The sequence below is a fragment of the Synechococcus sp. A15-127 genome, assembly GCF_014280215.1.
Classification (GTDB): domain Bacteria; phylum Cyanobacteriota; class Cyanobacteriia; order PCC-6307; family Cyanobiaceae; genus Parasynechococcus.
Genome location: NZ_CP047948.1, coordinates 226,817 through 246,407, shown reverse-complemented (window position 1 = coordinate 246,407; position 19,591 = coordinate 226,817). Strand labels below are relative to the sequence as shown.

Genomic DNA, 19,591 nt, shown 5'->3' with positions numbered 1-19,591 from the left:
CGTGCGGCCAGTCCCATGCCCAGTCCTCCGGCCCCCGCGGAAGACCCGACCAGGCTCCTGCTGAAGCGCCTTGCCATGGAGGCTTACCGACGGGGGACGTTCAAGCTGGCTTCAGGCCGCCAGAGCGAGCATTACGTCAACTGCAAGCCGGTGAGTCTCAGCGGTCGGGGCCTGGCTCTGATCAGCACAGCCATGCTGGCTCATGTGGAGGAGGACGCCGCCGCCGTCGCCGGTCTCACCCTTGGAGCTGACCCGCTCGTGAGCGGTGTGGCGATGGCGGCTGCCCTGTCCGGCAGGCCTCTCGATGCTCTGATCGTGCGCAAACAGGCGAAGGGCCATGGAACTGCCGCCTGGCTTGAGGGTCCTCTGCCGGCTCCAGGATCGATCGTGACCGTTCTCGAAGACGTTGTGACCACAGGAGGTTCAGCCCTCAAAGCCGTGCAGCAGCTGCAGGACGCCGGCTTCCGCGTGCAGCGGGTCATCACCATCGTGGATCGGGAGGAGGGAGGTGCAGCCGCAATGGAATCGGCCGGGCTGGAACTGATCAGCCTCTATCGACTTTCAGAGGTGGCCGGATGCGCCCTGGAGCTGGCGGCATGACCGCAACGTTGCTCTGGCTGGACGACTTTCCGCTGCTGCGGCTGGAGGGGCCTGGAGCCCGTGACTTTCTCCAGGGTCAGACCAGTGCCGACCTCAGGGAGATTCCAGAAGGTGTTCTGGTCCAAAGCTGCTGGCTGAGCGCGACAGGACGGCTGAGGGGGCTGCTGGAGATCCGGATGGATCCGACGGGCGCGGATGTTCTGGTGCTGGCTGGAGATGCCGGCGCCATCAGCAATGGCTTCGATCAGGTGATCTTTCCGGCTGATCGCGTCCGCGTCAGCGCTGGCAGACGCCAACAGCGTCTTCAGACCCTTCCCGACGCTGACACCGTGGCCTGGCTGGTCCCGGGACAGGGGCTTGCGAAGGACTGCTCGGACCTGCCACTGGCGGATGCTGATGCCCTCGAACAGTGGCGACTCCTTCAGGGTTGGCCGTCGAGCCAAGAGCTGACAGGCGACACCAATCCCTTTGAACTTGGCCTGGCAAGGCGGATCAGCCTGTCAAAAGGTTGCTACCTCGGCCAGGAAACCATGGCCAAGCTGGCGTCGAGCGGTGGGGTGAAGCAGCAGCTGCGCTGCTGGAGCAGCACAGCTGCGATCAGTGCCGAAGCAAAACTCGGATGCAACGGTAACCGTGCTGGTGTCGTCACCTCCAGCCTGGAGGTGACACCAGGTCAACGCTGGATCGGTCTTGCGCTGGTGCGCCGGCAATGGCTGCAGGAAGCGGAGCTTGAGGGACCGGAAGGTCAATGTCTGATGCTTCAGCGGCCTGGAGGATTTCAGGACCCGCCGGTTTCTGCCGGTTCCTCCTGATCAGGAGCACCATCCCGCTTCAGCAACCATTCAGCGACAGCCCAGGTCGCCAGACAGTCATCGCGGTTGTAGAGGAAGATCCGATCCAGGGCATGGGAATTTCCCCGGCGTCGCTCACCTTCCCCCTGCCACTGACGCCACCAGAGCAGCGCACGGGCTCCATCGGCGCCGGCCTGACCCCAGCGGAATCCACGCCAGGCCGCAACGGATTTGAGTCCGTAACTGTTCAGCGGCAAGCGCCAGTGGCTGCGCACCCTGGCATGCACATCCACGAGCCGCTGCCGCAGGTCGGTGAGATCAGCATCCGAAACTCCCTGGCGCTGGGCCATGCGTCGCAGGGCCAGGGACTCCGTTTCTCCGTAATGCAGCACGGGCCAGGAGGCGAATCGATCCAGCAGGCACGTCAACCGTCTCCAGCTGCGTTCCTCCGGATGATCCTGAAGCATCAGGACAGGGTGATATTTAGCGGCATGTGGCAGCCAGGCCCCGCTGGAATCCCTGGGCAGGCAAACGAAACCATGCAGAAAATCGTGACGGGCGTCGGGATCCGACTCGATGTCGTACAGCAGAACTCCGGGCGCTGTCTCAAGCTCCGGCACAGCCGGTGACCTCAGCAGACGTTCCACCCGGCCGTCCCGCTGAACCCGTGCCTGGGCCACCAATGTGCGCGCCACCACGCCGTGCTGATCGCCGAAGCGTTCCATCTGCGCCGCCAGCCGATCGGGTTCAGCCGCCGCCAGATCCTCAAGGCCGCGGATGCCGATCTCCATCAGCATTTCGCGCCGGCGGGCGCCGATGCCGCTCACCTCACTGAGATGCCCCTCGGAGGCGGCAACGGCGTTGCAACTGACGCGCCAGCTGCAGAGAGAACACTTGCGACGATCCGCCGCCAGCGCCGGAGGTTGGGAACGCTGCAGATCCTGGCCCAGCTTTCGCAGAGCCTCGCTGAGCTGGCGACGGAGACCTGAGGACAATCCGACCCGGTCCCGCTCCAGCCGCCGACCGGATCCCCCCAGCACCAGCAGGTCCTGGACAGGACTGTCCTGAACCTGCTCCAGAAGATGGCCCATCAGGGCCAGGGGCAGCTGATGTTCCCTGGTGAGACGACGACCCTGACGGGCGATGACCGGCTGGTAGGCGAAAGCCCCCCAGCGGCTCTGTCCCTTCACCCGTCGAAGCAGCGGTGGATGGGCCTCGAGCGGCTCCCCGGAGGGACCGGTGCCCTTCAAGCGCAGACCGACAACCGACTCGGCACCATTGCGACAGGACGCCTCTCCCCGTCCGGGAGGCTGCCGTAGAAGCGCCGCGAAACACCGCTGCTGATCATCGAGCTGAAGATTGCGATGCGCGGTCCAAAACCGATCAGCCGCATCACCATGACGATCCAGCCACGCCTTGCGCCGACAGCGCAGCCAGCTGCGCAGCAAACGATCAGTGAGAGCGTTGTCGGCAGGCGGGGTGTCACCCATGAAGCGACCCTACGGCGCGCAACTGCTAGATCCTGTTCGCTGCCAGGTGTTCCATGTCCTCAGCTCCCCTGCCTCTGCACCCTGCGCCGATCCGATTCGGCACCGATGGCTGGCGTGGCGTTCTCGGGGTGGACATCACGGTGGAACGCCTGCTGCGTGTGGCGGCGGCAGCGGCTCAGGAACTCGCCCATCGCGCCCCGGCAGGTCTTGACAGTCGCACCGTCGTGATCGGCTATGACCGGCGCTTTCTGGCACCTGAACTGGCCGAGGCGATCACAGCCGCCGTCCGCGGCAGCGAGCTGGAACCACTGCTCACCGAGACAGCTGTGCCCACACCCGCCTGCAGCTGGGCGGTCGTTGAGCGTCGTGCCCTGGGCGCTCTTGTGATCACCGCCAGTCACAATCCCTCCGAATGGCTGGGGCTCAAGATCAAGGGGCCCTTCGGTGGTTCGGTGGAGGGCGACTTCACCGCCGCTGTGGAGAGACGACTGGCTGCCGCTGGGATCACAGCTCCGATTCAGGGAACGATCCACCGCTTCGACGGAAGGCAGGAGCATCTGGAGGGTCTGCGCCGCAAACTCGATCTGACGGCCCTGAGAGCGGGACTCAGGTCCATGAACCTGAAGGTGTTCGTCGACCCGATGCATGGCTCGGCAGCGGGATGTGTCTCCGAGCTTCTGGACTGCTCCGGCGATGGTCTGGTGGAGGAGATCCGCAGTGAGCGCGACCCACTGTTCGGCGGTCATCCGCCGGAACCGCTGGCTCATTACCTGAGCCAGCTGATCACTGCGGTGCAGGCTTCAACGGCAGCGGGGACGCCGGCGGTCGGACTGGTGTTCGACGGAGACGGAGATCGGATCGCCGCTGTGGATGAAACGGGCCGGTTCTGCAGCACCCAGCTGCTGATGCCGCTCCTGATCGATCATCTGGCTCGGGCAAGGCAACTGCCTGGAACCGTGGTGAAGACCGTGAGTGGCTCGGACCTGATGCGCCTGGTGGCCGAGGGGCTCGGGCGCGAGGTTCAGGAGCTGCCCGTGGGTTTCAAATACATCGCTGCGGAAATGCTGGCCGGCGAGGTCCTCATCGGCGGAGAGGAATCAGGCGGCGTCGGATTCGGGATGCACCTTCCCGAGCGAGACGCCCTGTTCGCGGCGATGCTGGTGCTAGAAGCCCTGGTGCAGAGCGGGCAACCTCTGGGGGCACGTCTGAATGACCTGCAGCAGCGCCATGGCGGAGCCAGCCATTACGACCGGCTCGACCTGCGGCTGGCCGATATGGAAGCCCGCCGGCGTCTGGAGACCCTGCTGGCGGATGCACCACCGGAGGAGGTCGCCGGCACCGCCGTGCAGAGCGTGATCAGCACGGACGGCATCAAACTCCGAATGGGTCCGAGCCACTGGCTGATGCTGCGCTTCTCGGGCACCGAGCCGTTGCTGCGTCTTTACTGCGAAGCCCCCGATGCCGAACGGGTCAACGCCGTGCTGAGCTGGGCCCGACGCTTCGCCGAAGCCGCATGAAACGTCTGATTATCGCCAGTGGAAACCAGGGCAAGATCCGCGAGTTCCAGGGTCTGCTCGGCGCACTTCCTCTGGACGTGCAACCCCAGCCCACCGGTCTGGAGATCGAAGAGACCGGCGCCAGTTTCGCGGCCAATGCCCGCATCAAGGCTCGGGCCGTGGCGGCCGCCTGTGGCGAATGGTCTCTGGCCGATGACTCGGGCCTGAGTGTCATGGCCCTGGACGGAGCCCCCGGTGTGCATTCGGCGCGCTATGCACACACGGATCCGGAGCGGATCGCAAAACTGCTGGATGCTCTGGGTGAGGTTGAGGACCGCTCTGCCTGCTTCATCGCTGCCCTTTGCCTGGCCGCACCCGACGGGACGCTGCTGCTGGAGGTGGAGGGTCGCTGCGAGGGCTCGATCACCACAGAGCCCCGCGGTGACGGAGGCTTCGGCTACGACCCCGTCTTCGAGGTGTCGGGCACCGGCCTCACCTTCGCCGAGATGCCGCTCAGCGAAAAGAAGCATCACGGGCACCGGGGGCGGGCTTTCGCCCAGCTGGAACCAGGCCTCAGGAAGCTGCTTCAGGCCGCCTGAACACACCCAGGTGCTCTGAGTCACGGGGTGCTGAAAAATGAGTCCTGTACGGTGACCTCTGCCGCTGACGAGGTTCATGGCCATCGCCATGACCACGGGTTACAGCGCGCAGACCGAAGGCGCACTCCTCTGCATCGAAGCCGCCTCGGACTGGGCCTTGACTTGTGTTGACCAACTGGCTGTCTCTGACAGTCACGTGCTGATCGATTACGGGGCCGCCGACGGCGGTACTGCCGTCGGTCTCTGGAATCAAGTGCTGGATCACCTGCATGGCAACCAGCCCGAGGCCCACCTGACCCTGATCGGCAACGATCTGCCGAGCAATGACAACGTCGCTCTGGCCGAGAACCTGGCCCTGCAGCTCCCGCGCCCTCCGAAACCGACGGTGCTGGTGAGTGCCCGCAGCTTCTACGAACCCTCCGTGGGGCCGAACACGGTGAGCTTCGGCTTCTCCGCCACCGCGATGCACTGGCTGAGTGCATCACCTGGCCAACTGGAGACGCATACCCATGTGCTGGCCTCAGGGGATGCGGAAGCACTGGAGCGCTTCACAACCCAGGCGATGAAGGACTGGACGTTCATCCTCGAACTGCGCAGCCGCGAACTGAAGGTCGGCGGGCGCCTGCTGACCGTGAACCTCTCCCGCGATGAGGAAGGCCGCTATCTGGGTCACAACGGTGGCGAAACCCGCAACGTGCATGACCAGCTGCATCAGATCTGGCGTGGCCTGGCTGATGCAGGCGTGATCTCCGAGGAGCAATACCGCAGTGGAACGGTTCTGAATTTCTACAAGTCTCCAGAGGAGTTCATGGCTCCGCTGAAGGACACCACCTCAGCGCCTTATCGCAACGGCCTGCGGCTGGTGAACGAACGCACGGTGTATGTGAAATGCCCGTACCGCCGCCGCTGGAACGAGAACGGAGACACCGCTGCTTTTGCAGCAGGGCTGATGGCCACCATCCGCAGCTGGAGCCGACACAGCTTCGCCAGCGTGGCAGGGGACAGCATCGCTGATCAGGTTTACAAACAGCTGGAGCAACGGATCGCTGAAGCTCCGAGTGAGTGGAGCCTGGATTACGTCGAGCACCACCAGATCATGGAGAAGGTCGCCTGATGACAACCCAAACAAGACCCACACCGAGTGTCTCGGTGCTTGCCGAGCACGTCTCGGATCACCTCTCGGTGTTCGTGGTGGCGGAGGACACCGACGCCAAGCGACCTGCCAACGGTGGCCTTCGTCTTCTCAATTACCCCAGTGATGAAGCCTGCATCGCTGATGGCGAACGTCTTGCGGGGTTGATGACCCACAAGCACGATCTCTACGGCACCGGTTTCGCCGGCGGCAAGATCGTGGCCCGGGCCTCGGAGCCTGCAGCGGTCAAGGATGAACTGATCAACATCACCGCCGAGCTGCTGCAGTCGCTCGACGGAGCCATGATCACCGGCTGTGACCTCAACACCAGCCTTGAGGACATGGAGCGGCTGACCGAGCTCACACCGCACGTGCTGGCTGCGGTCGGCAGTCCGGTGGATGCCAGTGCTGCCACGGCTCACGGCACCCTGGGCGCCGTCGAAGCCGTGCTGGAGACGGACCTGAAAACTGCCAAGCCCGGTCGCGCCCTGGTGCACGGATGCGGCGCGGTGGGAGGCACCGTCGCCCGCGCCCTGGTGGACCACGGCTGGACGGTCTTCACCGTGGATCTCAGTCGTGAACGGGCTTCGATACCCGGCGCGACACCGCTGCCGCAGGGATGCTCCTGGTGGGAGCTGAAACTGGACCTGCTGCTGCCCTGCTCCATCTCCGGCCTGATCGATGCAGACATGGCAGATGCCCTGCGCACCGAAGCCGTGGTCCCGGCTGCCAACGCCCCCTTCCAGAACCCGCAACTGGCCGATGAGCTGCGCCGCCGTGGCATCCGTGTGCTGCCGGATCCCCTGGTGAATGCCGGTGCCGTGATTGCCGATTCCATCGAGCGGTTCTCCCCCGAGGCCTGGAACAACGCCGGTGCGGAGGACGTGTATTCCTTCGTTCGCTGCGAGGTCCGGCAGCGAGCCGCCAACTACCTGAGTCGGCGCGATCAGGGGCTCTCGGTTGGGGCTGCTCTGGTGGACGTGGCTGAATCCAGCAGCGACCCCATCGGACTCAGCTTCGGAGATGCCGCATGACCCAACCCTCCTCTCTGCCGTCCCAGGCCGCTGTCGTCATCATCGGCGGCGGAATGGCCGGGCTCAGCTGCGCCGCCTCCCTGGCCCGTCACGGCATCGGCGATGTGGTGCTGCTAGAGGCCAGGACCCTGGCCCATGCCAGGGCGAGCAGCTTCGGAGAAACCCGGATGTTCCGCGAGATGTACTCCGATCCGGTGCTCTGCAGGCTTGCTCAGGAGGCCAATCGCCTCTGGAGGGAGGAGGAAACCCATGCCGGAGAGCAACTGCGCGAAACGCACGGACTGCTCTTCTACGGCGAAAGCTGGGATGAGGAAACGATTGAGGGATCGATTCCCGGCGCCCGCCGCGTGATGGACGACCAGGGCATTCCCTATGAAGCCCTCCGTGCTGAAGAGATCAAGGCACGGTTTCCGCTGAACCCGAAACCGGACTTCACCGGACTGTTCGAGCCCACCGCCGGCGCGGTGCGCAGTGACAAGGTGATCGCCCACTGGACCCGCACCGCCCGCAACGCAGGTCAGAAGCTGATCGAACACACCCCCGTGGCCGGCATCGATCCCGATGGCGCGGGCGTCACCCTCGAGAACGGCCATCACATCAGCGCAGGCCAGGTGGTGGTGACCAGCGGCATCTGGAGTCAGCTGCTTCTGGCTCCGCTGGGGCTGGCTCCGAAACTCGAGGTCTGGCCGATGCTCTGGGCCCATTACACCGTCGATCCGGCCCTGGCCGATCGCTATCCCCAGTGGTTCTGCTTCCAGCAGGAACGCGGGGACGACGGCGGTCTCTATTACGGCTTCCCCGTTCTCAGCCACACGGCTGATGGCCGCCCGCGGATCAAAGCCGGGATCGACTGGGCTCCCCAGGAGCTCCGCGTGGCCGAGCCCAATGCCATGGCCACGGAGCCGCCGCCAAGGCTTGTGGAACTGCTTGACACCTTTCTGTTCAAAAACGTTGAAGGCGTACAGGAGCGCGTGGAAACGGTGATGAGCCCGTACTCCATGACCAGTGATGTGAATTTCGTGCTGGATCGGCTCAGCCCGAACCTCAGCCTGTTCACGGGAGGCTCCGGTCAGGCCTTCAAGTTCGCCCCGTTGATCGGGGACTCCCTGGCACGACTGGCCAGTGGGAACCAACCCGCCGTTGATCTGTCCTGCTGGAGCCACCAGCGCACAGCTGTCCGTCTCTGAGCCCGTTTTCCATGTCTGATTCCGCCAAGACCCCACGCCACTGGATCCGGGAAAGCCCTCTCTGGGTCGGCGCCGGACCGCTGCTGATCTTTCTGCTGGTGGCTGCTGTCGATCTCACCCTGGCTGAAACCTTCACCAGCGAAGGCAAAGCCTTCGTGAGTTCCCTGCTGGGAGGTGTCTGGCTCTGGATGGTTGTGGTTCTGTTCCTGATCGCCATGGGCATGGCCATCAGCCCCCTCGGCAGCCTCAGGCTCGGAGGGCCCGAGGCAAAGCCCAGCCTGAAATTTTTTGACTGGTGTGCGGTGCTGATCTGCACCCTGCTGGCAGGGGGAGGAGTGTTCTGGTCCGCTGCCGAACCGCTCACCCATTTCCAGTCCCCGGCGCCCCATTTCCAAGGCATCGAAGGCAGCAGTGCGGCTGCGGTGGATCCGGCTCTTGCGGTCAGCTTTCTCCACTGGGGTTTTCTGGCCTGGGCTCTTGTCGCCACCACCGTGACGATCACCTTCTCGATCCTGGAGCGACGTGGTGAGCCGCTCCGGCCGCGAACCCTGCTGGTGCCGTTGCTTCCCAAAGCCATGGTGGAGGGGCCGATCGGCGCACTTGCCGACGGACTTTCCGTGGTTGCTGCCATCGCAGGTACCGTCGGACCGCTGGGGTTCCTGTCGCTTCAGCTCAGCAATGCGGCGGGAAAACTGCCGTGGCTCAGTGACACGGCCGGCATGCAATCCCTGGTTGTTTTGCTGCTGACGGCGGTGTTCGCCACTTCAACGGTGAGTGGCATCCAGAAGGGCATCAAGTGGCTCTCTGAACTGAACGTATGGCTGACGCTGGCCATGGCGAGCGGACTGCTGCTGCTCGGCCCTGGCTTGTTTCTGATCCAGCACTTCGTGAGCGGATTTGCCACCTACCTGACGCATCTTCCCCAGATGGCTCTGAACCGGACCTCCGCCAACGAGGGCTGGGTCAATGGCTGGACCGTTTTCTATTGGGGCTGGTTTCTTGGATATGCACCCCTGATGGGCCTGTTCACTGCAGGAGTCAGCCGCGGACGCACCATCCGGGAGCTGGTTCTGGCCGTGGCGATCCTCTGTCCGTTGGTGACCAACATCTGGTTCACACTTCTCGGAGGCACCGGCATGGCCCTCGAGCTGGATACGGCGGGGGCCATCAGCGGTCCCCTCGCCGCTGAGGGACACGCAGGAGCGCTGCTGGCGATCCTCCAGCAACTTCCCATCTCGGGAGTGTTCATCCTGGTGGGCCTGGTGCTGGTGGTGCTGTTCATGTGCACCAGTGCTGATTCGATGAGCTACGCCGCCGCGATGGTGGTGAGCGGTCGCCAGGAGCCCCCAGCCGCACTGCGACTGTTCTGGGCTCTGATCATTGGCAGCCTGACGCTTGTGCTGCTGCGGATCGGATCGGGTGCCGATTCCATCGATGCCCTCCAGGCATTCATCGTGATTGCTGCCGTCCCGGTCACACCGCTCGTGCTCGCAACCCTGTGGAGCGCCCCCCGCCTGGCCTGGAAGGAGCTGTCGAGAATCAACACCCAGTCTCAGTGACTGTTGTTTGCCAACCAACAGTCACTGCGTCAGGAATATATTTTTGACGTCTGTTTCAGGGATCAAAACAGGCAGTAATCCAGCTGCATGCGCACCGCGATCTCTGGATCCGGAGCTTCATCCGGCCTGAATGGCGCGTCTTCTGAAACTGATTTCAGCATCGGCCGCGGAATGCCGCCGATGCTGTTTCTATTGATGCGGATCAGCTTCACCCTGGCTGCACCGATGGATTTGGCCGTTCTCTCAGCTTCCTGCTTGCCACGCCGCAGACCAGCCTGCATCAAGCTCTGCTTCAACGTTTCCGAATCGTCCTGATCAGGGATCGACTGCATCCCCACAAGGCGAACTCCGGGCAACCGTCCTACCGACTGAATCAGTGTGTTGTAGTTCCACTTTTTCATCTCACCGGACATGCGCACAATGCTGACAAAGCGCCCCTTGTCATCACCACGGCTGCTCTGACGGGATGTGGTGGGCGAAGGAACCGTGAGAGTCCCTGACACCAGAGGATTGAGCTGCAAGCGCAGCGTTGAGAGTCTCTGATTGAGCTGATCCATGGCCGCCTCCTCGCGATCTCCCTCACCATTGAGCAGCAGATGGAAACGGAAACGATCGATGGAGAGTGTGCCGGTCTCGTTGATCGACAGCTGCAGCACCGTGCCGGCGCAAGGAGGCTCCTGAGCCTGCACGGCAGCTGTTCTGGAGACAACAGCTGTTGCTGCCATGGCTGTACCCAGTGCAGCAAGCATGAGATTGATCGTTCGACGGACTGAACTGCGCAACTTGATCCAGCTGCTGCTTGCTTCGATATAGATCCTCTGCACACCCTGAATGTGTCCAGTGGATGTACAGAAGGGGCCTGGTTATGTGCAGATCCGACTGAACTGTCAGTGGGTGGGAGCCCAGCTGCCGTGCAGACCGTGGGGGACGGGCAGGGGCAGCTCCAGCAACGCCACCTCAGACAGATCGCGCGCATCAAGGATCACCAGATCCGATGCCTGGCGGGCTCCGTTCCAGACCAGGTCCAGCACCCAGCCGTCATCTTCCGACCCAGCATCAGGGCGGCGCACCATCAGCGGCTCACTCACAAATCCGCGGGGTGCAGCACTCCACGTGTGGGTGGTGCCGGACTTCAGATCAAGTTTCTGAATCGCCTGAAGCGGATCGTTGCCGGTTTCCCGCTCCGCCACCGCCATCCAGGCGTATTGGGCACTCAGCCCCTGCCGGTCTGGATTCACCATGGCGAACTCGCAGGTGCGCTCTGAGATCCGCTCAGTCTTCAGGGTTTCACGGCTCAAATCAAGGCGGCAGCGGTGCAGGATCCCTTCCGGCACCGTGTCGAAATCCACCTCAGCGAAATCCTCATCAGGACCGATCGTGGGGAAGTCGTCGTACACGATGCTCTCCACGACCACGTGATCGCCGTCCTCGAAGGCGTTGAGGTGGTGGAAGACAAATCCATCGGGGGCCTCGAGGATGCGGGGCTTCTGGCCGGCGAAACGACCGGAATCCCGCGGGATCAGCCAGAAGCGCCCCTTGCCGCCCGGCTTGGACTGCAAACACTGGGCTGCTCCCTTCTCACCGGTGACGAAGGGCATGGGGTTGAAAGCGATGGCGTTCTGCAGGAACACCGCCCAGTTGGCGGTGATGGCGAAATCATGCAGAAAAGCGAAGCCTGGAAAGCTGTCGGAGCGATCGTGAAGCAGGGCACCGGCTTCCGGACCTTCGGTGGCGAACTCCATCAGCCGGATGGTGCTGCGGGGCCCAGTTTTGACTCCGAAGGTGACCATGCAGGGGCGGCCGTGGTGACCTGGATCAAACCGAGGATGGGCACTGAAGGCTTCACCCTTCTTGAGCACACCATCCAGACGCGAGAGTCCGCGGGTCTCCAGGCTCTCAGGATCAAGGGCATGGGGTTCAGCGGCCTCCCAGAGAGCCAGCAGCTGATCACCCAGGCGCACCACATTGGTGTTGGCGATGTTCTTCAACCGCAGGTCGAAGGCGTTGGCCAGCCGCCCGCCGGGCTTCTGGCTGCCGAACACACCGCGATACAGCACCTTGTCCGCCTTCTCTTCCGCCAGCCAGCCCTCCGTACGCACGAAGCGATTGGTCAGCTGCACGCGTCCGTTGTCGAAACGCATAGCGGCGATCATGCCGTCGCCATCGAAGGGGTGATGAACTCGATGTCCGTCACGCTCGAGGCGACCGGGACCGTTGCGGTAAAACGTACCGCGGAGTTCGACCGGCACCGTTCCACGAACAGGCGACAGCGCCACGTCGGTGAGCTCCTGTTCCACATTGACGAAGGCACTGGCCCAGTCGCTGCGGTTGTAGGGGCGGGCAGGAGCGACGGTCACGGGCAGGCGATCGATATCACCCCATCCTCTCGTAACGGACTATGAAGCGCGGCTTCGGTGATCAGTTGGCTCCCGCCTGCTCCAGCACACCCTTGCTGCTGGGAATGGCACCGGCCCGACGTGGGTCGATTTCCGTGGCCATGCGCAACGCCCGTGCGAAGGCCTTGAAACAGGCTTCCACGATGTGGTGGGAATTCACGCCGTCCAACTGGCGGATGTGCAGGGTGAGGCCACTGTTGTTCACCACGGCGCCGAAGAATTCCTTCACCAGCTCGGTGTCATACGTGCCGATTTTCTGGGTGGGGATACTGAGGCTGTAGCTCAGGTGAGGGCGGCCTGAGCAGTCGAGAACCACCTGCACCAGGGCTTCATCCAAGGGCGCCACGAAGTGACCGAAGCGGTGAATGCCGCGACGGTCACCCAGGGCCTGAGCCAGGGCCTGGCCTACAGCGATGCCCACATCCTCATTGGTGTGGTGATCATCGATGTGGGTGTCCCCCACCGCCTTGATCTCCAGATTGATCAGTCCGTGGCTGCTGATCTGATGGAGCATGTGGTCGAGAAAAGGAACTCCGGTTCTGGCCTGGCACTGACCGGTGCCATCCAGATCCAGCCGCACCTTCACATCGGTCTCGCCGGTGACCCGATGGATCTCTCCCTGCCGTGCCATCTCCGCTGCTCAGCTGCCCTCATGCTGCCTCACATACCGGTGACGCAATAGCCCGCATCGACGTAGATGGTCTGACCCGAGATGCCACTGGCCAGATCACTGAGCAGGAAAGCAGCGGTGCCGCCCACCTCCATCTGGGTGACCGTGCGGCGCAGGGGCGCCTTCTCCTCCACGTTGTGAATCATCTCGAGGATGCCGCCGATGGCGGAGCTGGCCAGAGTGCGGATCGGGCCGGCACTGATGGCGTTCACGCGCACCTGCTTCTCCGGACCCAGCTCCGCTGCCAGGTATCGCACTGATGCCTCGAGGGCAGCCTTCGCCACACCCATCACGTTGTAGTTGGGGATGGCGCGCTCAGCCCCCAGGTAGGAAAGCGTGATCACCCCGGCTTTCTCGCTGAACAGCGGCTTGGCATGGGCACAGAGTGGCGCCAGAGAGTAGGCACTGATATCGAGCGAGCGGGCAAAGCCTTCGGCGGTGGTGGCGCTGTAATCGCCGATCAGTTCCTCCTTGCCAGCGAAGGCGAGACAGTGCACCAGACCATCCAGCACGCCCCATTTGTCCTTGATCTCCGCGAAGACATCGGCCATCTGCTCGGCGTCCTGAACATTGAGTGGCAGAAACAGGCTGGGCTCCAGCGGCGCTGTGAGCTCCCGCACCTTGGCTTCAAAGCGACCCTTCTCATCAGGCAGGTAGGTGATGCCCAGCTCAGCGCCCGCAGCCTTGAGTTGCTGAGCGATGCCCCAGGCGATGGACCGGTTGTTGGCGATGCCGGTGACGAGGATCTTCTTGCCGGTGAGATCAAGCAGCATCGGGACGGACCGGAACGGGTTCAGATCGCGCGATTCTCCCCCATCCCCCGCCAGGATCTCGACTCGCTCGCTTCAGAAGACCGGTGCCCAGCACCCCGTCACCTCCCAGCCCAGGCGATCTGCCCCGTCAGTTCGCCTCACGAGACGCGCTCGAGGCGCTGCTGATCAAGGAATTCCCCAGCGCTGAGGGACCGCTCAGCCCGATCCTTGGTGGCCGTCAGGCCGCAGAAGCCAGATTGGCGCGGGTGCAGCCGTCCCGCTACGCCAAAAGCCGCAACCATCTGAACGGCGCCGTCACCGGCCTGTCCCCGTACATCCGCCATGGCGTGCTGACGCTGACGGAGGTGAAGCAGGCGGTCTTCCAGCGCATCCGGAAACGGGACGACGGCGGCAAGCTGATCAACGAGCTGGGCTGGCGCGACTTCTGGCAGCGGATGTGGCTCGATCTAGGCGACGGCATCCACGACGACCTGGAGGCGTTCAAGACAGGTCATGACGCCGCCAGCTATTCCCGGGAGCTTCCCGAAGACGTCCGCGAAGGCCGCACCGGACTGGCCTGCATGGATGGCTTCCGCGAGGAGCTCGTGACCACCGGATGGCTGCACAACCACGCCCGGATGTGGATGGCCGCCTGGCTGGTGCACTGGCGTCGGGTGCATTGGAAGGCCGGTGCCGACTGGTTCCTCGAGCACCTGTTGGATGGCGATCCCGCCAGCAACCACCTCAGTTGGCAATGGGTCGCCAGCAGCTTCAGCCACAAGCCCTACTTCTTCAACCGCGGCAACCTCGAGCGCTACAGCATTGGCCGCTACTGCGATGGATGCCCCAGCGCCGACAACTGCCCATTCGAGGGCAGTTACGACCAGCTGGAGAGCCAGCTTTTTGCCCCGATGCCAGCCATTCGGGACGGCGGCAATGGCACCACCCGGCGTGATGGTCGGGGTCGCAGCGGTGCCAGTGCCGCCCTGGCCCGCCCCAAGCGCTAGGCCCCGAACAACGTCATGACGATGCAACGACCGATGCTCTGGATTCACGAGGAGGCCCTGGGACCGGCCAATCCCGCCCTGCGGGCCTGGCCGGACGCACCGGCTCTGTTCGTCTTCGACACCCATTGGATCGAAGCCAATCGGATCAGCCGCAAGCGACTGGGCTTTCTCTACGAGGCGGCCCTGGAGCTAACCGTCAGCCTCCGCAAGGGCGATGTGGCCTCTGAGGTGCTGGCCTTCGCAAGGCGACACGAAGCGGACGGTGTGGTGACCAGCTCCGCCGTGGATCCACGGTTGCAGCAGATCCTCCAGGCGATTGAAGCCGAGCTCCCCATCTCGGAACTGGCTCCCGATCCCTTTGTGGAGCTGCCCCGGCCACCACGACTCGGACGCTTCAGCCGCTACTGGCGCGAAGCAGAACCCGTCGTCTGGGCGGCGTACTGAAGCCCACGGGTGTCCCGCCGTTTCAATTGGGGTCATCCCCCAGCAATGCCTTCTGTCTCTGAAGCTCCTCGTAGGGGTCGGTGAGCAGATCCTCCTCCTCCAGTGCCGGCAACTGCACCGGGGTCACTTCCACCTCAGAGCGTGGGGGATCCACCCACTGCCAACGGGCATCGGGAGCGCGCTGCTTGCAGAGGGCTTCCAGCTCCTGCTGCAGGGATGAAACGACGGCATCCCGCGTCATGGCCTCGAAGAATTCCTGGCGCGTCGCCAAACCGGAGCTGAAGGCTGCTGAGCCACGACCATTGAACAGCCGGGCCGGATCCGGAAGCCATCTGGGCCTGCAGATGGAGGGATCCCGGGTGTCGGTCTCCAGAAAGATGTGCAGGCCGAAACCATCCGGCTGATTCACGACAGCCAGACCGTCGTGAGGCTCATTGCGCTGCAGCGGATAGATGGTCCACCCCTCCTGCTGATCCTTGGATCCGCAGGCCAGCAGAGACAGGCACAGTCCCAAGCTCCATGCCGTCTGACACCAGCTTCGTCCCGGCATGACCCCACCTGAATGCCAGTGGTCGCCATCCTGATGGAGAGCACCTGTTCCTGCAGTGGAGACATGGCCCTGACCCCCTCGACGATGCTGCCCCTGGGCACAGATCTGCCGGACTTCCAGCTGCCCACGACCAGCGGGGCGTCCCTCACTCGTTCAGCCCTGGATCAGAAGCCGGTCCTGATGATGGTGATCTGTGCCCACTGCCCCTTCGTCAAGCACATCGAACCGGAGTTGACCCGGCTGGACCGGGATTACCGGGATCGGATCCAGCTTCTGGCTGTGAGCAGCAACAGCTTGATCACGCATCCGCAGGACGGAGCCGACCAGCTCATGAAGCAGGCGGAACGTCACGGCTGGAGCTTTCCTTACCTGATAGATCAGGACCAGACTCTGGCCCGCTCCCTGCGAGCCGCCTGCACACCGGAGTTCTATCTGTTCGCTGGCAGCCATGAGAGCAGCCGCCAGACGCTGCAGTACAGAGGCCAGCTCGATGGAAGCCGTCCCGGCAACGACCAGCCTCTCGATGGAAGCGACCTGCGGACTGCTCTCAACGCAGTGCTCGCCGGCGAACCGGTGAACCCCGATCAAATTCCATCGGTAGGCTGCAATGTGAAATGGCATCCCGGCCTGGAACCGGACTGGTTCGGCTGATCTAGGGCCTGAGGCGCGGCCTAAGGTGAGCGCCATGCACGTGCCTCCCTTCAGCCTCAGCCAGCAGATCACCGATCTCGGCACGGACCTCGAGAAAGCTGTTCTCGGTGTGCTGCGCAGCGGTCAGTACATCGGCGGGCCACAGGTCAGCACGTTCGAGCATGCTTTTGCCGACAACGTCGGCACGCGCCACGCCATCGGCTGCAACAGCGGAACCGATGCTTTGATCCTTGCCTTGCGGGCCATCGGGATCGGTCCTGGCGACGAGGTGATCACCTGCGCCTTCAGCTTCTTCGCCACGGCCGAGGCGATCAGTGCGGTCGGAGCGACACCGGTCTTCGTGGATGTGGATCCGGAGACCTTCCTGATCGATCTGAATCAGATCGAGGCCGCCATCACCGGATCAACACGCGCGCTGATGCCGGTGCATCTGTTCGGTCGGCCGGTGGACATGACCCGTTTGATGGACATCGCTTCCCGCCATGGCCTGCGGGTGATCGAAGATTGCGCCCAGGCCACCGGAGCGACCTGGCAGGACCAGGCGGTGGGCAGCTTCGGCGATGTGGGCTGCTTCAGCTTCTTCCCCACCAAGAATCTCGGCGGAGCAGGCGATGGAGGCGCCGTCACCACCGATGACGACACCCTCGCCCAGACCATGCGGGAACTGGCCGTGCATGGGATGCCACGCCGCTACCTGCATACGGCCCTGGGATACAACAGCCGGCTGGACGCCATCCAGGCTGCCGTGCTCAACGTCAAGCTGCCCAAGCTCAGCGAGTGGATCGACCGCCGTCGGGAGATTGCCGCGCGCTACCGGGAGCTGCTGTCTGAACTGCCCGGTATCACGCTTCCGACAGACGAAGAGGGCCACAGCTGGAACCAGTTCGTTGTGCGTGTCAGCAGTTGCCCCACCGGTCAGCCGACCTGCCAGGCCCAGTGCAGCCCCTCAGCGATCAGCAGCAGTCACGGACTGCCGGAGAGCTGCTGCCGTGACTGGCTGAAGGAGCGGCTGCAGGACGAAGGCATCAACACAATCGTGTACTACCCCATCCCGATTCACCGCCAGCCCGCCTACAGCCATCTGGATCTCGAGGCCGGATCGATGCCCGCAACCGAGAGAACCTGCTCCCAGGTGCTCAGCCTGCCGATCTTCCCGGAACTCAATGAACTGGAGCAGCAGCAGGTTGTGTCTGTTCTGGAGCAACTGATCAACCCCACCTGCGACGTGAATCAGCCGCGGATGGTGGCGTAAAGCGCCTTGAATTGCGCCTGTTGACGCTTGTGCTCAACAAGCGGCTCCGGATAACCGCGCCGTTCCAGTGCGCCGATCTCGCCGCTGATCAAATCCCTGCTGCTGACGTGACGCAGCTCCGGCAACCAACGACGGATGTATTCGCCATCGGCATCGAACTTGCTGGCCTGAGTGGCCGGATTGAAGATGCGCAGCGGTTTGGGATCCATGCCACTGCTGGCGCTCCATTGCCAGCCACCGTTGTTGGCAGCCAGATCGCCGTCCACCTCCAGCTCCATGAAGGCGCGTTCGCCCCAGCGCCAGTCGCAGATCAGATCCTTCACCAGGAATGACGCCACGATCATGCGGCAACGGTTGTGCATCCAGCCGCTCTGGTTGAGCTGGCGCATCGCCGCGTCAATGATCGGCATCCCGGTTTGACCCTCCTTCCAGCGCTCAAACCAATCGGCGTTGTTCTCCCACGGAAAGCGCCGCCACTGCTCGCGGTAGGGACCATCCGCCAGCTCGGGGAAATGGAACAGCGCCTGCTGATAGAACTCGCGCCACCCCAGCTCCTGCTCCCACACCCCAATGGCATGCCGCTGTTCATCGCTGCGGGCCTGCTCGCGGGCCTCCAGGGCGGCACACCAGGCCTGGCGCGGGCTGAGGGTGCCCACACTCAACGCCGCACTCAGATACGACGTGCCCACAACACCAGGGAAGTTGCGATCGGGCTCGTAGCCGAACAGAGCACCATCACAGAACGAACTGAGCTGCAGCAGAGCCGCTGATTCGCCGGGGCGGCAGGGGCAGATCTCACTGCCATGAAACCCGTGGCTGCCCAACAGAGCATCCAAGGGGGCGGTATCAGGCACCACCCCCTCCTCCAGATCGAGAAGATCAGAGGGAGCTTCAACACAGATGGGCGGCTTGGCCTGCACCTGGCCGCGCCAGTTGCGCAGGAACGGGCCATAGACCCGATAGGGATCACCTGCTCCGGTCTTCAGCAGCTCGGGAGCGATCAGCAGCTGATCCCAATCCACCACCACCGTGCGGCCATCCGCCTGCAAGCGCTTGGCCACCTGCCGGTCCCGTTCCCGGGCATAGGGCTCCACATCGCGGTTCCACACCACCGACTCCGCCCCGATCTGTTCCGCCAACTGCGGCAACACCGCCACCGGATCCCCTTCGAGGATCAGCAACCGGCTGCCGGCCTCCCGCCAGCGCTGCTGCAGTTCGATCAGGCTCTCGATCAGGAACCACAGCCGAGCCGGAGCCATCGGCGGCAGTTGCTCAGGCGGATCGATCACCTTCGGATCGAGCACATACACACCGGTGACGGCTGGGCTGATCCCCACCGCCGCCACAAGACCGAGGTTGTCCGCCAGCCTCAGATCGCGGCGGTGCCAGAACAGAACGCGAGGCGTTGTCATCCCAGGCCCAGCAATTGTTTGGCCCTGTACCAAGCGGTGACGCTCTTGCCATCCAGCCATTCATCGCCGGATCCCAGCCGGGCATCCAGATCCATCGGCGTCATCAGCACCACCTCCAGATCTTCATCGTCATCACCGGCTGGGGGATTCTCCAGAGGAGTGAGTTCCCGGGCAAGGAAGCAGTGGATCACCTCGTCGGAGTAACCGGGGCAGGGCAGCATCGGACCCAGGGCATCCCAGCGGGCAGCGCTGTAGCCCGCCTCCTCCCCCAGTTCCCGCTGCATCGATTCCAGCGGATCCTCCCCTTCTTCCAGAGTTCCCGCAGGGAATTCCAGCAAGCGCGCCTGCACAGCGAAGCGGTACTGACGCAGCAGCACCACGTGCCCATCCGGCGTGATCGGCACCGCCAGAGACGCGCCCGGGTGGCGGATCATCCCGAAGGTGGCTTCCACCCCCATCGGCAATCTGATCCGGTTGCGCTCGAAGCGGATCTTGCAGGCATCCACCGCTTCAACGGTGTCCAGCAGCTCGAAGGGCTCCGGGGCCGGCAGCGGCGCCATGGGATCAGG

At 63.8% G+C, this 19,591-nt stretch carries 20 protein-coding genes; 12 read left to right on the top strand and 8 right to left on the bottom strand.

Annotated features, from left to right (window positions below):
- Positions 1-15: 15 nt before the first annotated feature.
- Both pyrE and SynA15127_RS01220 read left to right on the top strand, forming a co-directional pair.
- The gene (gene pyrE, locus SynA15127_RS01225) at positions 16-600 is read left to right on the top strand and encodes an orotate phosphoribosyltransferase (RefSeq protein ID WP_186484700.1); all 585 of its coding nucleotides are present in this window, start codon (positions 16-18) and stop codon (positions 598-600) included.
- On the top strand, positions 597-1,412 hold the full coding sequence (locus SynA15127_RS01220; protein WP_186484699.1) for a folate-binding protein YgfZ: 816 nt from the start codon (positions 597-599) through the stop codon (positions 1,410-1,412). The genes pyrE and SynA15127_RS01220 overlap by 4 nt, the downstream gene beginning before the upstream one ends.
- Here the strand turns inward: SynA15127_RS01220 and SynA15127_RS01215 are convergent.
- Positions 1,379-2,881 carry a TM0106 family RecB-like putative nuclease gene (locus SynA15127_RS01215; RefSeq protein WP_186484698.1) on the bottom strand — a complete coding sequence of 501 codons (1,503 nt, stop codon included), beginning with the start codon at positions 2,879-2,881 and terminating at the stop codon, positions 1,379-1,381. The two genes, SynA15127_RS01220 and SynA15127_RS01215, sit on opposite strands and share 34 nt — an antisense overlap.
- A 53-nt stretch (positions 2,882-2,934) precedes the next feature.
- Here SynA15127_RS01215 and SynA15127_RS01210 point away from each other — a divergent pair, with 53 nt between their 5' ends.
- The 6 genes from SynA15127_RS01210 (at position 2,935) to SynA15127_RS01185 (ending at position 9,888) form a co-directional block, all read left to right on the top strand.
- A complete protein-coding gene (locus SynA15127_RS01210; protein WP_186484697.1) occupies positions 2,935-4,398 on the top strand; it encodes a phosphoglucomutase/phosphomannomutase family protein in 1,464 nt (487 codons plus the stop codon).
- A complete protein-coding gene (rdgB, locus tag SynA15127_RS01205; protein ID WP_186484696.1) occupies positions 4,395-4,976 on the top strand; it encodes an RdgB/HAM1 family non-canonical purine NTP pyrophosphatase in 582 nt (193 codons plus the stop codon). The genes SynA15127_RS01210 and rdgB overlap by 4 nt, the downstream gene beginning before the upstream one ends.
- A 76-nt stretch (positions 4,977-5,052) precedes the next feature.
- Positions 5,053-6,090 carry an SAM-dependent methyltransferase gene (locus SynA15127_RS01200; RefSeq protein ID WP_186484695.1) on the top strand — a complete coding sequence of 346 codons (1,038 nt, stop codon included), beginning with the start codon at positions 5,053-5,055 and terminating at the stop codon, positions 6,088-6,090.
- A complete protein-coding gene (locus SynA15127_RS01195; protein WP_186484694.1) occupies positions 6,090-7,142 on the top strand; it encodes a Glu/Leu/Phe/Val dehydrogenase dimerization domain-containing protein in 1,053 nt (350 codons plus the stop codon). Before SynA15127_RS01200 ends, SynA15127_RS01195 begins: the two co-directional genes overlap by 1 nt.
- A complete protein-coding gene (locus SynA15127_RS01190) occupies positions 7,139-8,329 on the top strand; it encodes an FAD-dependent oxidoreductase (protein ID WP_186484693.1) in 1,191 nt (396 codons plus the stop codon). Before SynA15127_RS01195 ends, SynA15127_RS01190 begins: the two co-directional genes overlap by 4 nt.
- Positions 8,330-8,340: 11 nt before the next feature.
- Complete coding sequence (locus SynA15127_RS01185) at positions 8,341-9,888, top strand: BCCT family transporter (protein ID WP_186484692.1); 1,548 nt, start codon at positions 8,341-8,343, stop codon at positions 9,886-9,888.
- 62 nt (positions 9,889-9,950) lie between these two features.
- Here SynA15127_RS01185 and SynA15127_RS01180 read toward each other — a convergent pair whose 3' ends face one another.
- The 4 genes from SynA15127_RS01180 to fabI all read right to left on the bottom strand — a co-directional run bounded on the left by SynA15127_RS01180 (position 9,951) and on the right by fabI (position 13,727).
- Positions 9,951-10,613, bottom strand: coding sequence for an SIMPL domain-containing protein (locus SynA15127_RS01180; protein WP_186484691.1), 663 nt, complete (start codon positions 10,611-10,613; stop codon positions 9,951-9,953).
- 162 nt (positions 10,614-10,775) lie between these two features.
- The gene (locus SynA15127_RS01175) at positions 10,776-12,245 is read right to left on the bottom strand and encodes a carotenoid oxygenase family protein (protein ID WP_186484690.1); all 1,470 of its coding nucleotides are present in this window, start codon (positions 12,243-12,245) and stop codon (positions 10,776-10,778) included.
- A 61-nt stretch (positions 12,246-12,306) separates the two neighbouring features.
- Positions 12,307-12,915 (bottom strand): imidazoleglycerol-phosphate dehydratase HisB, encoded by a 609-nt coding sequence (hisB, locus tag SynA15127_RS01170; protein ID WP_186484689.1) that lies wholly within the window; start codon positions 12,913-12,915, stop codon positions 12,307-12,309.
- Positions 12,916-12,944: 29 nt separating this feature from the next.
- A complete protein-coding gene (gene fabI / locus SynA15127_RS01165; RefSeq protein ID WP_186484688.1) occupies positions 12,945-13,727 on the bottom strand; it encodes an enoyl-ACP reductase FabI in 783 nt (260 codons plus the stop codon).
- An 83-nt stretch (positions 13,728-13,810) separates the two neighbouring features.
- Between fabI and SynA15127_RS01160 the strand changes: the two genes are divergently transcribed.
- Together SynA15127_RS01160 and SynA15127_RS01155 are read left to right on the top strand one after the other, a co-directional pair.
- Positions 13,811-14,713, top strand: a complete 903-nt coding sequence (locus SynA15127_RS01160) for an FAD-binding domain-containing protein (RefSeq protein ID WP_186484687.1) — start codon at positions 13,811-13,813, stop codon at positions 14,711-14,713.
- Positions 14,714-14,728: 15 nt separating this feature from the next.
- Entirely contained in the window at positions 14,729-15,157 is a 429-nt protein-coding gene (locus SynA15127_RS01155) for a hypothetical protein (protein ID WP_186484686.1), read from the top strand.
- A gap of 22 nt (positions 15,158-15,179) precedes the next feature.
- Here the strand turns inward: SynA15127_RS01155 and SynA15127_RS01150 are convergent, their stop codons facing one another.
- Positions 15,180-15,707: a hypothetical protein gene (locus tag SynA15127_RS01150; RefSeq protein ID WP_186484685.1), complete on the bottom strand. Its 528-nt coding sequence runs from the start codon at positions 15,705-15,707 to the stop codon at positions 15,180-15,182.
- 12 nt (positions 15,708-15,719) lie between these two features.
- On the opposite strand from SynA15127_RS01150, the gene SynA15127_RS01145 reads away from it, so the two are divergent.
- Both SynA15127_RS01145 and SynA15127_RS01140 read left to right on the top strand, forming a co-directional pair.
- A complete protein-coding gene (locus SynA15127_RS01145) occupies positions 15,720-16,358 on the top strand; it encodes a thioredoxin family protein (protein ID WP_255475532.1) in 639 nt (212 codons plus the stop codon).
- 34 nt (positions 16,359-16,392) lie between these two features.
- The gene (locus SynA15127_RS01140; RefSeq protein ID WP_186485514.1) at positions 16,393-17,610 is read left to right on the top strand and encodes a DegT/DnrJ/EryC1/StrS aminotransferase family protein; all 1,218 of its coding nucleotides are present in this window, start codon (positions 16,393-16,395) and stop codon (positions 17,608-17,610) included.
- Here SynA15127_RS01140 and SynA15127_RS01135 read toward each other — a convergent pair.
- Complete coding sequence (locus SynA15127_RS01135) at positions 17,589-19,022, bottom strand: FAD-binding domain-containing protein (protein WP_186484684.1); 1,434 nt, start codon at positions 19,020-19,022, stop codon at positions 17,589-17,591. The genes SynA15127_RS01140 and SynA15127_RS01135 overlap by 22 nt on opposite strands.
- Entirely contained in the window at positions 19,019-19,582 is a 564-nt protein-coding gene (locus SynA15127_RS01130; RefSeq protein ID WP_186484683.1) for an NUDIX hydrolase, read from the bottom strand. Before SynA15127_RS01130 ends, SynA15127_RS01135 begins: the two co-directional genes overlap by 4 nt.
- Positions 19,583-19,591 lie beyond the last annotated feature (9 nt).

Bases quoted from the DNA above. Each gene is read 5' to 3' on its own strand.
- SynA15127_RS01200 (WP_186484695.1), top strand. From the start codon at position 5,053: ATGGCCATCGCCATGACCACGGGTTACAGCGCGCAGACCGAAGGCGCA.
- SynA15127_RS01185 (WP_186484692.1), top strand. From the start codon at position 8,341: ATGTCTGATTCCGCCAAGACCCCACGCCACTGGATCCGGGAAAGCCCT.
- SynA15127_RS01195 (WP_186484694.1), top strand. From the start codon at position 6,090: ATGACAACCCAAACAAGACCCACACCGAGTGTCTCGGTGCTTGCCGAG.
- SynA15127_RS01155 (WP_186484686.1), top strand. From the start codon at position 14,729: ATGACGATGCAACGACCGATGCTCTGGATTCACGAGGAGGCCCTGGGA.
- SynA15127_RS01215 (WP_186484698.1), bottom strand. From the start codon at position 2,881: ATGGGTGACACCCCGCCTGCCGACAACGCTCTCACTGATCGTTTGCTG.
- SynA15127_RS01190 (WP_186484693.1), top strand. From the start codon at position 7,139: ATGACCCAACCCTCCTCTCTGCCGTCCCAGGCCGCTGTCGTCATCATC.
- SynA15127_RS01135 (WP_186484684.1), bottom strand. From the start codon at position 19,022: ATGACAACGCCTCGCGTTCTGTTCTGGCACCGCCGCGATCTGAGGCTG.
- SynA15127_RS01150 (WP_186484685.1), bottom strand. From the start codon at position 15,707: ATGCCGGGACGAAGCTGGTGTCAGACGGCATGGAGCTTGGGACTGTGC.
- SynA15127_RS01145 (WP_255475532.1), top strand. From the start codon at position 15,720: ATGCCAGTGGTCGCCATCCTGATGGAGAGCACCTGTTCCTGCAGTGGA.
- pyrE (WP_186484700.1), top strand. From the start codon at position 16: ATGCCCAGTCCTCCGGCCCCCGCGGAAGACCCGACCAGGCTCCTGCTG.
- SynA15127_RS01180 (WP_186484691.1), bottom strand. From the start codon at position 10,613: ATGGCAGCAACAGCTGTTGTCTCCAGAACAGCTGCCGTGCAGGCTCAG.
- rdgB (WP_186484696.1), top strand. From the start codon at position 4,395: ATGAAACGTCTGATTATCGCCAGTGGAAACCAGGGCAAGATCCGCGAG.
- fabI (WP_186484688.1), bottom strand. From the start codon at position 13,727: ATGCTGCTTGATCTCACCGGCAAGAAGATCCTCGTCACCGGCATCGCC.
- SynA15127_RS01140 (WP_186485514.1), top strand. From the start codon at position 16,393: ATGCACGTGCCTCCCTTCAGCCTCAGCCAGCAGATCACCGATCTCGGC.
- SynA15127_RS01220 (WP_186484699.1), top strand. From the start codon at position 597: ATGACCGCAACGTTGCTCTGGCTGGACGACTTTCCGCTGCTGCGGCTG.
- hisB (WP_186484689.1), bottom strand. From the start codon at position 12,915: ATGGCACGGCAGGGAGAGATCCATCGGGTCACCGGCGAGACCGATGTG.
- SynA15127_RS01210 (WP_186484697.1), top strand. From the start codon at position 2,935: ATGTCCTCAGCTCCCCTGCCTCTGCACCCTGCGCCGATCCGATTCGGC.
- SynA15127_RS01130 (WP_186484683.1), bottom strand. From the start codon at position 19,582: ATGGCGCCGCTGCCGGCCCCGGAGCCCTTCGAGCTGCTGGACACCGTT.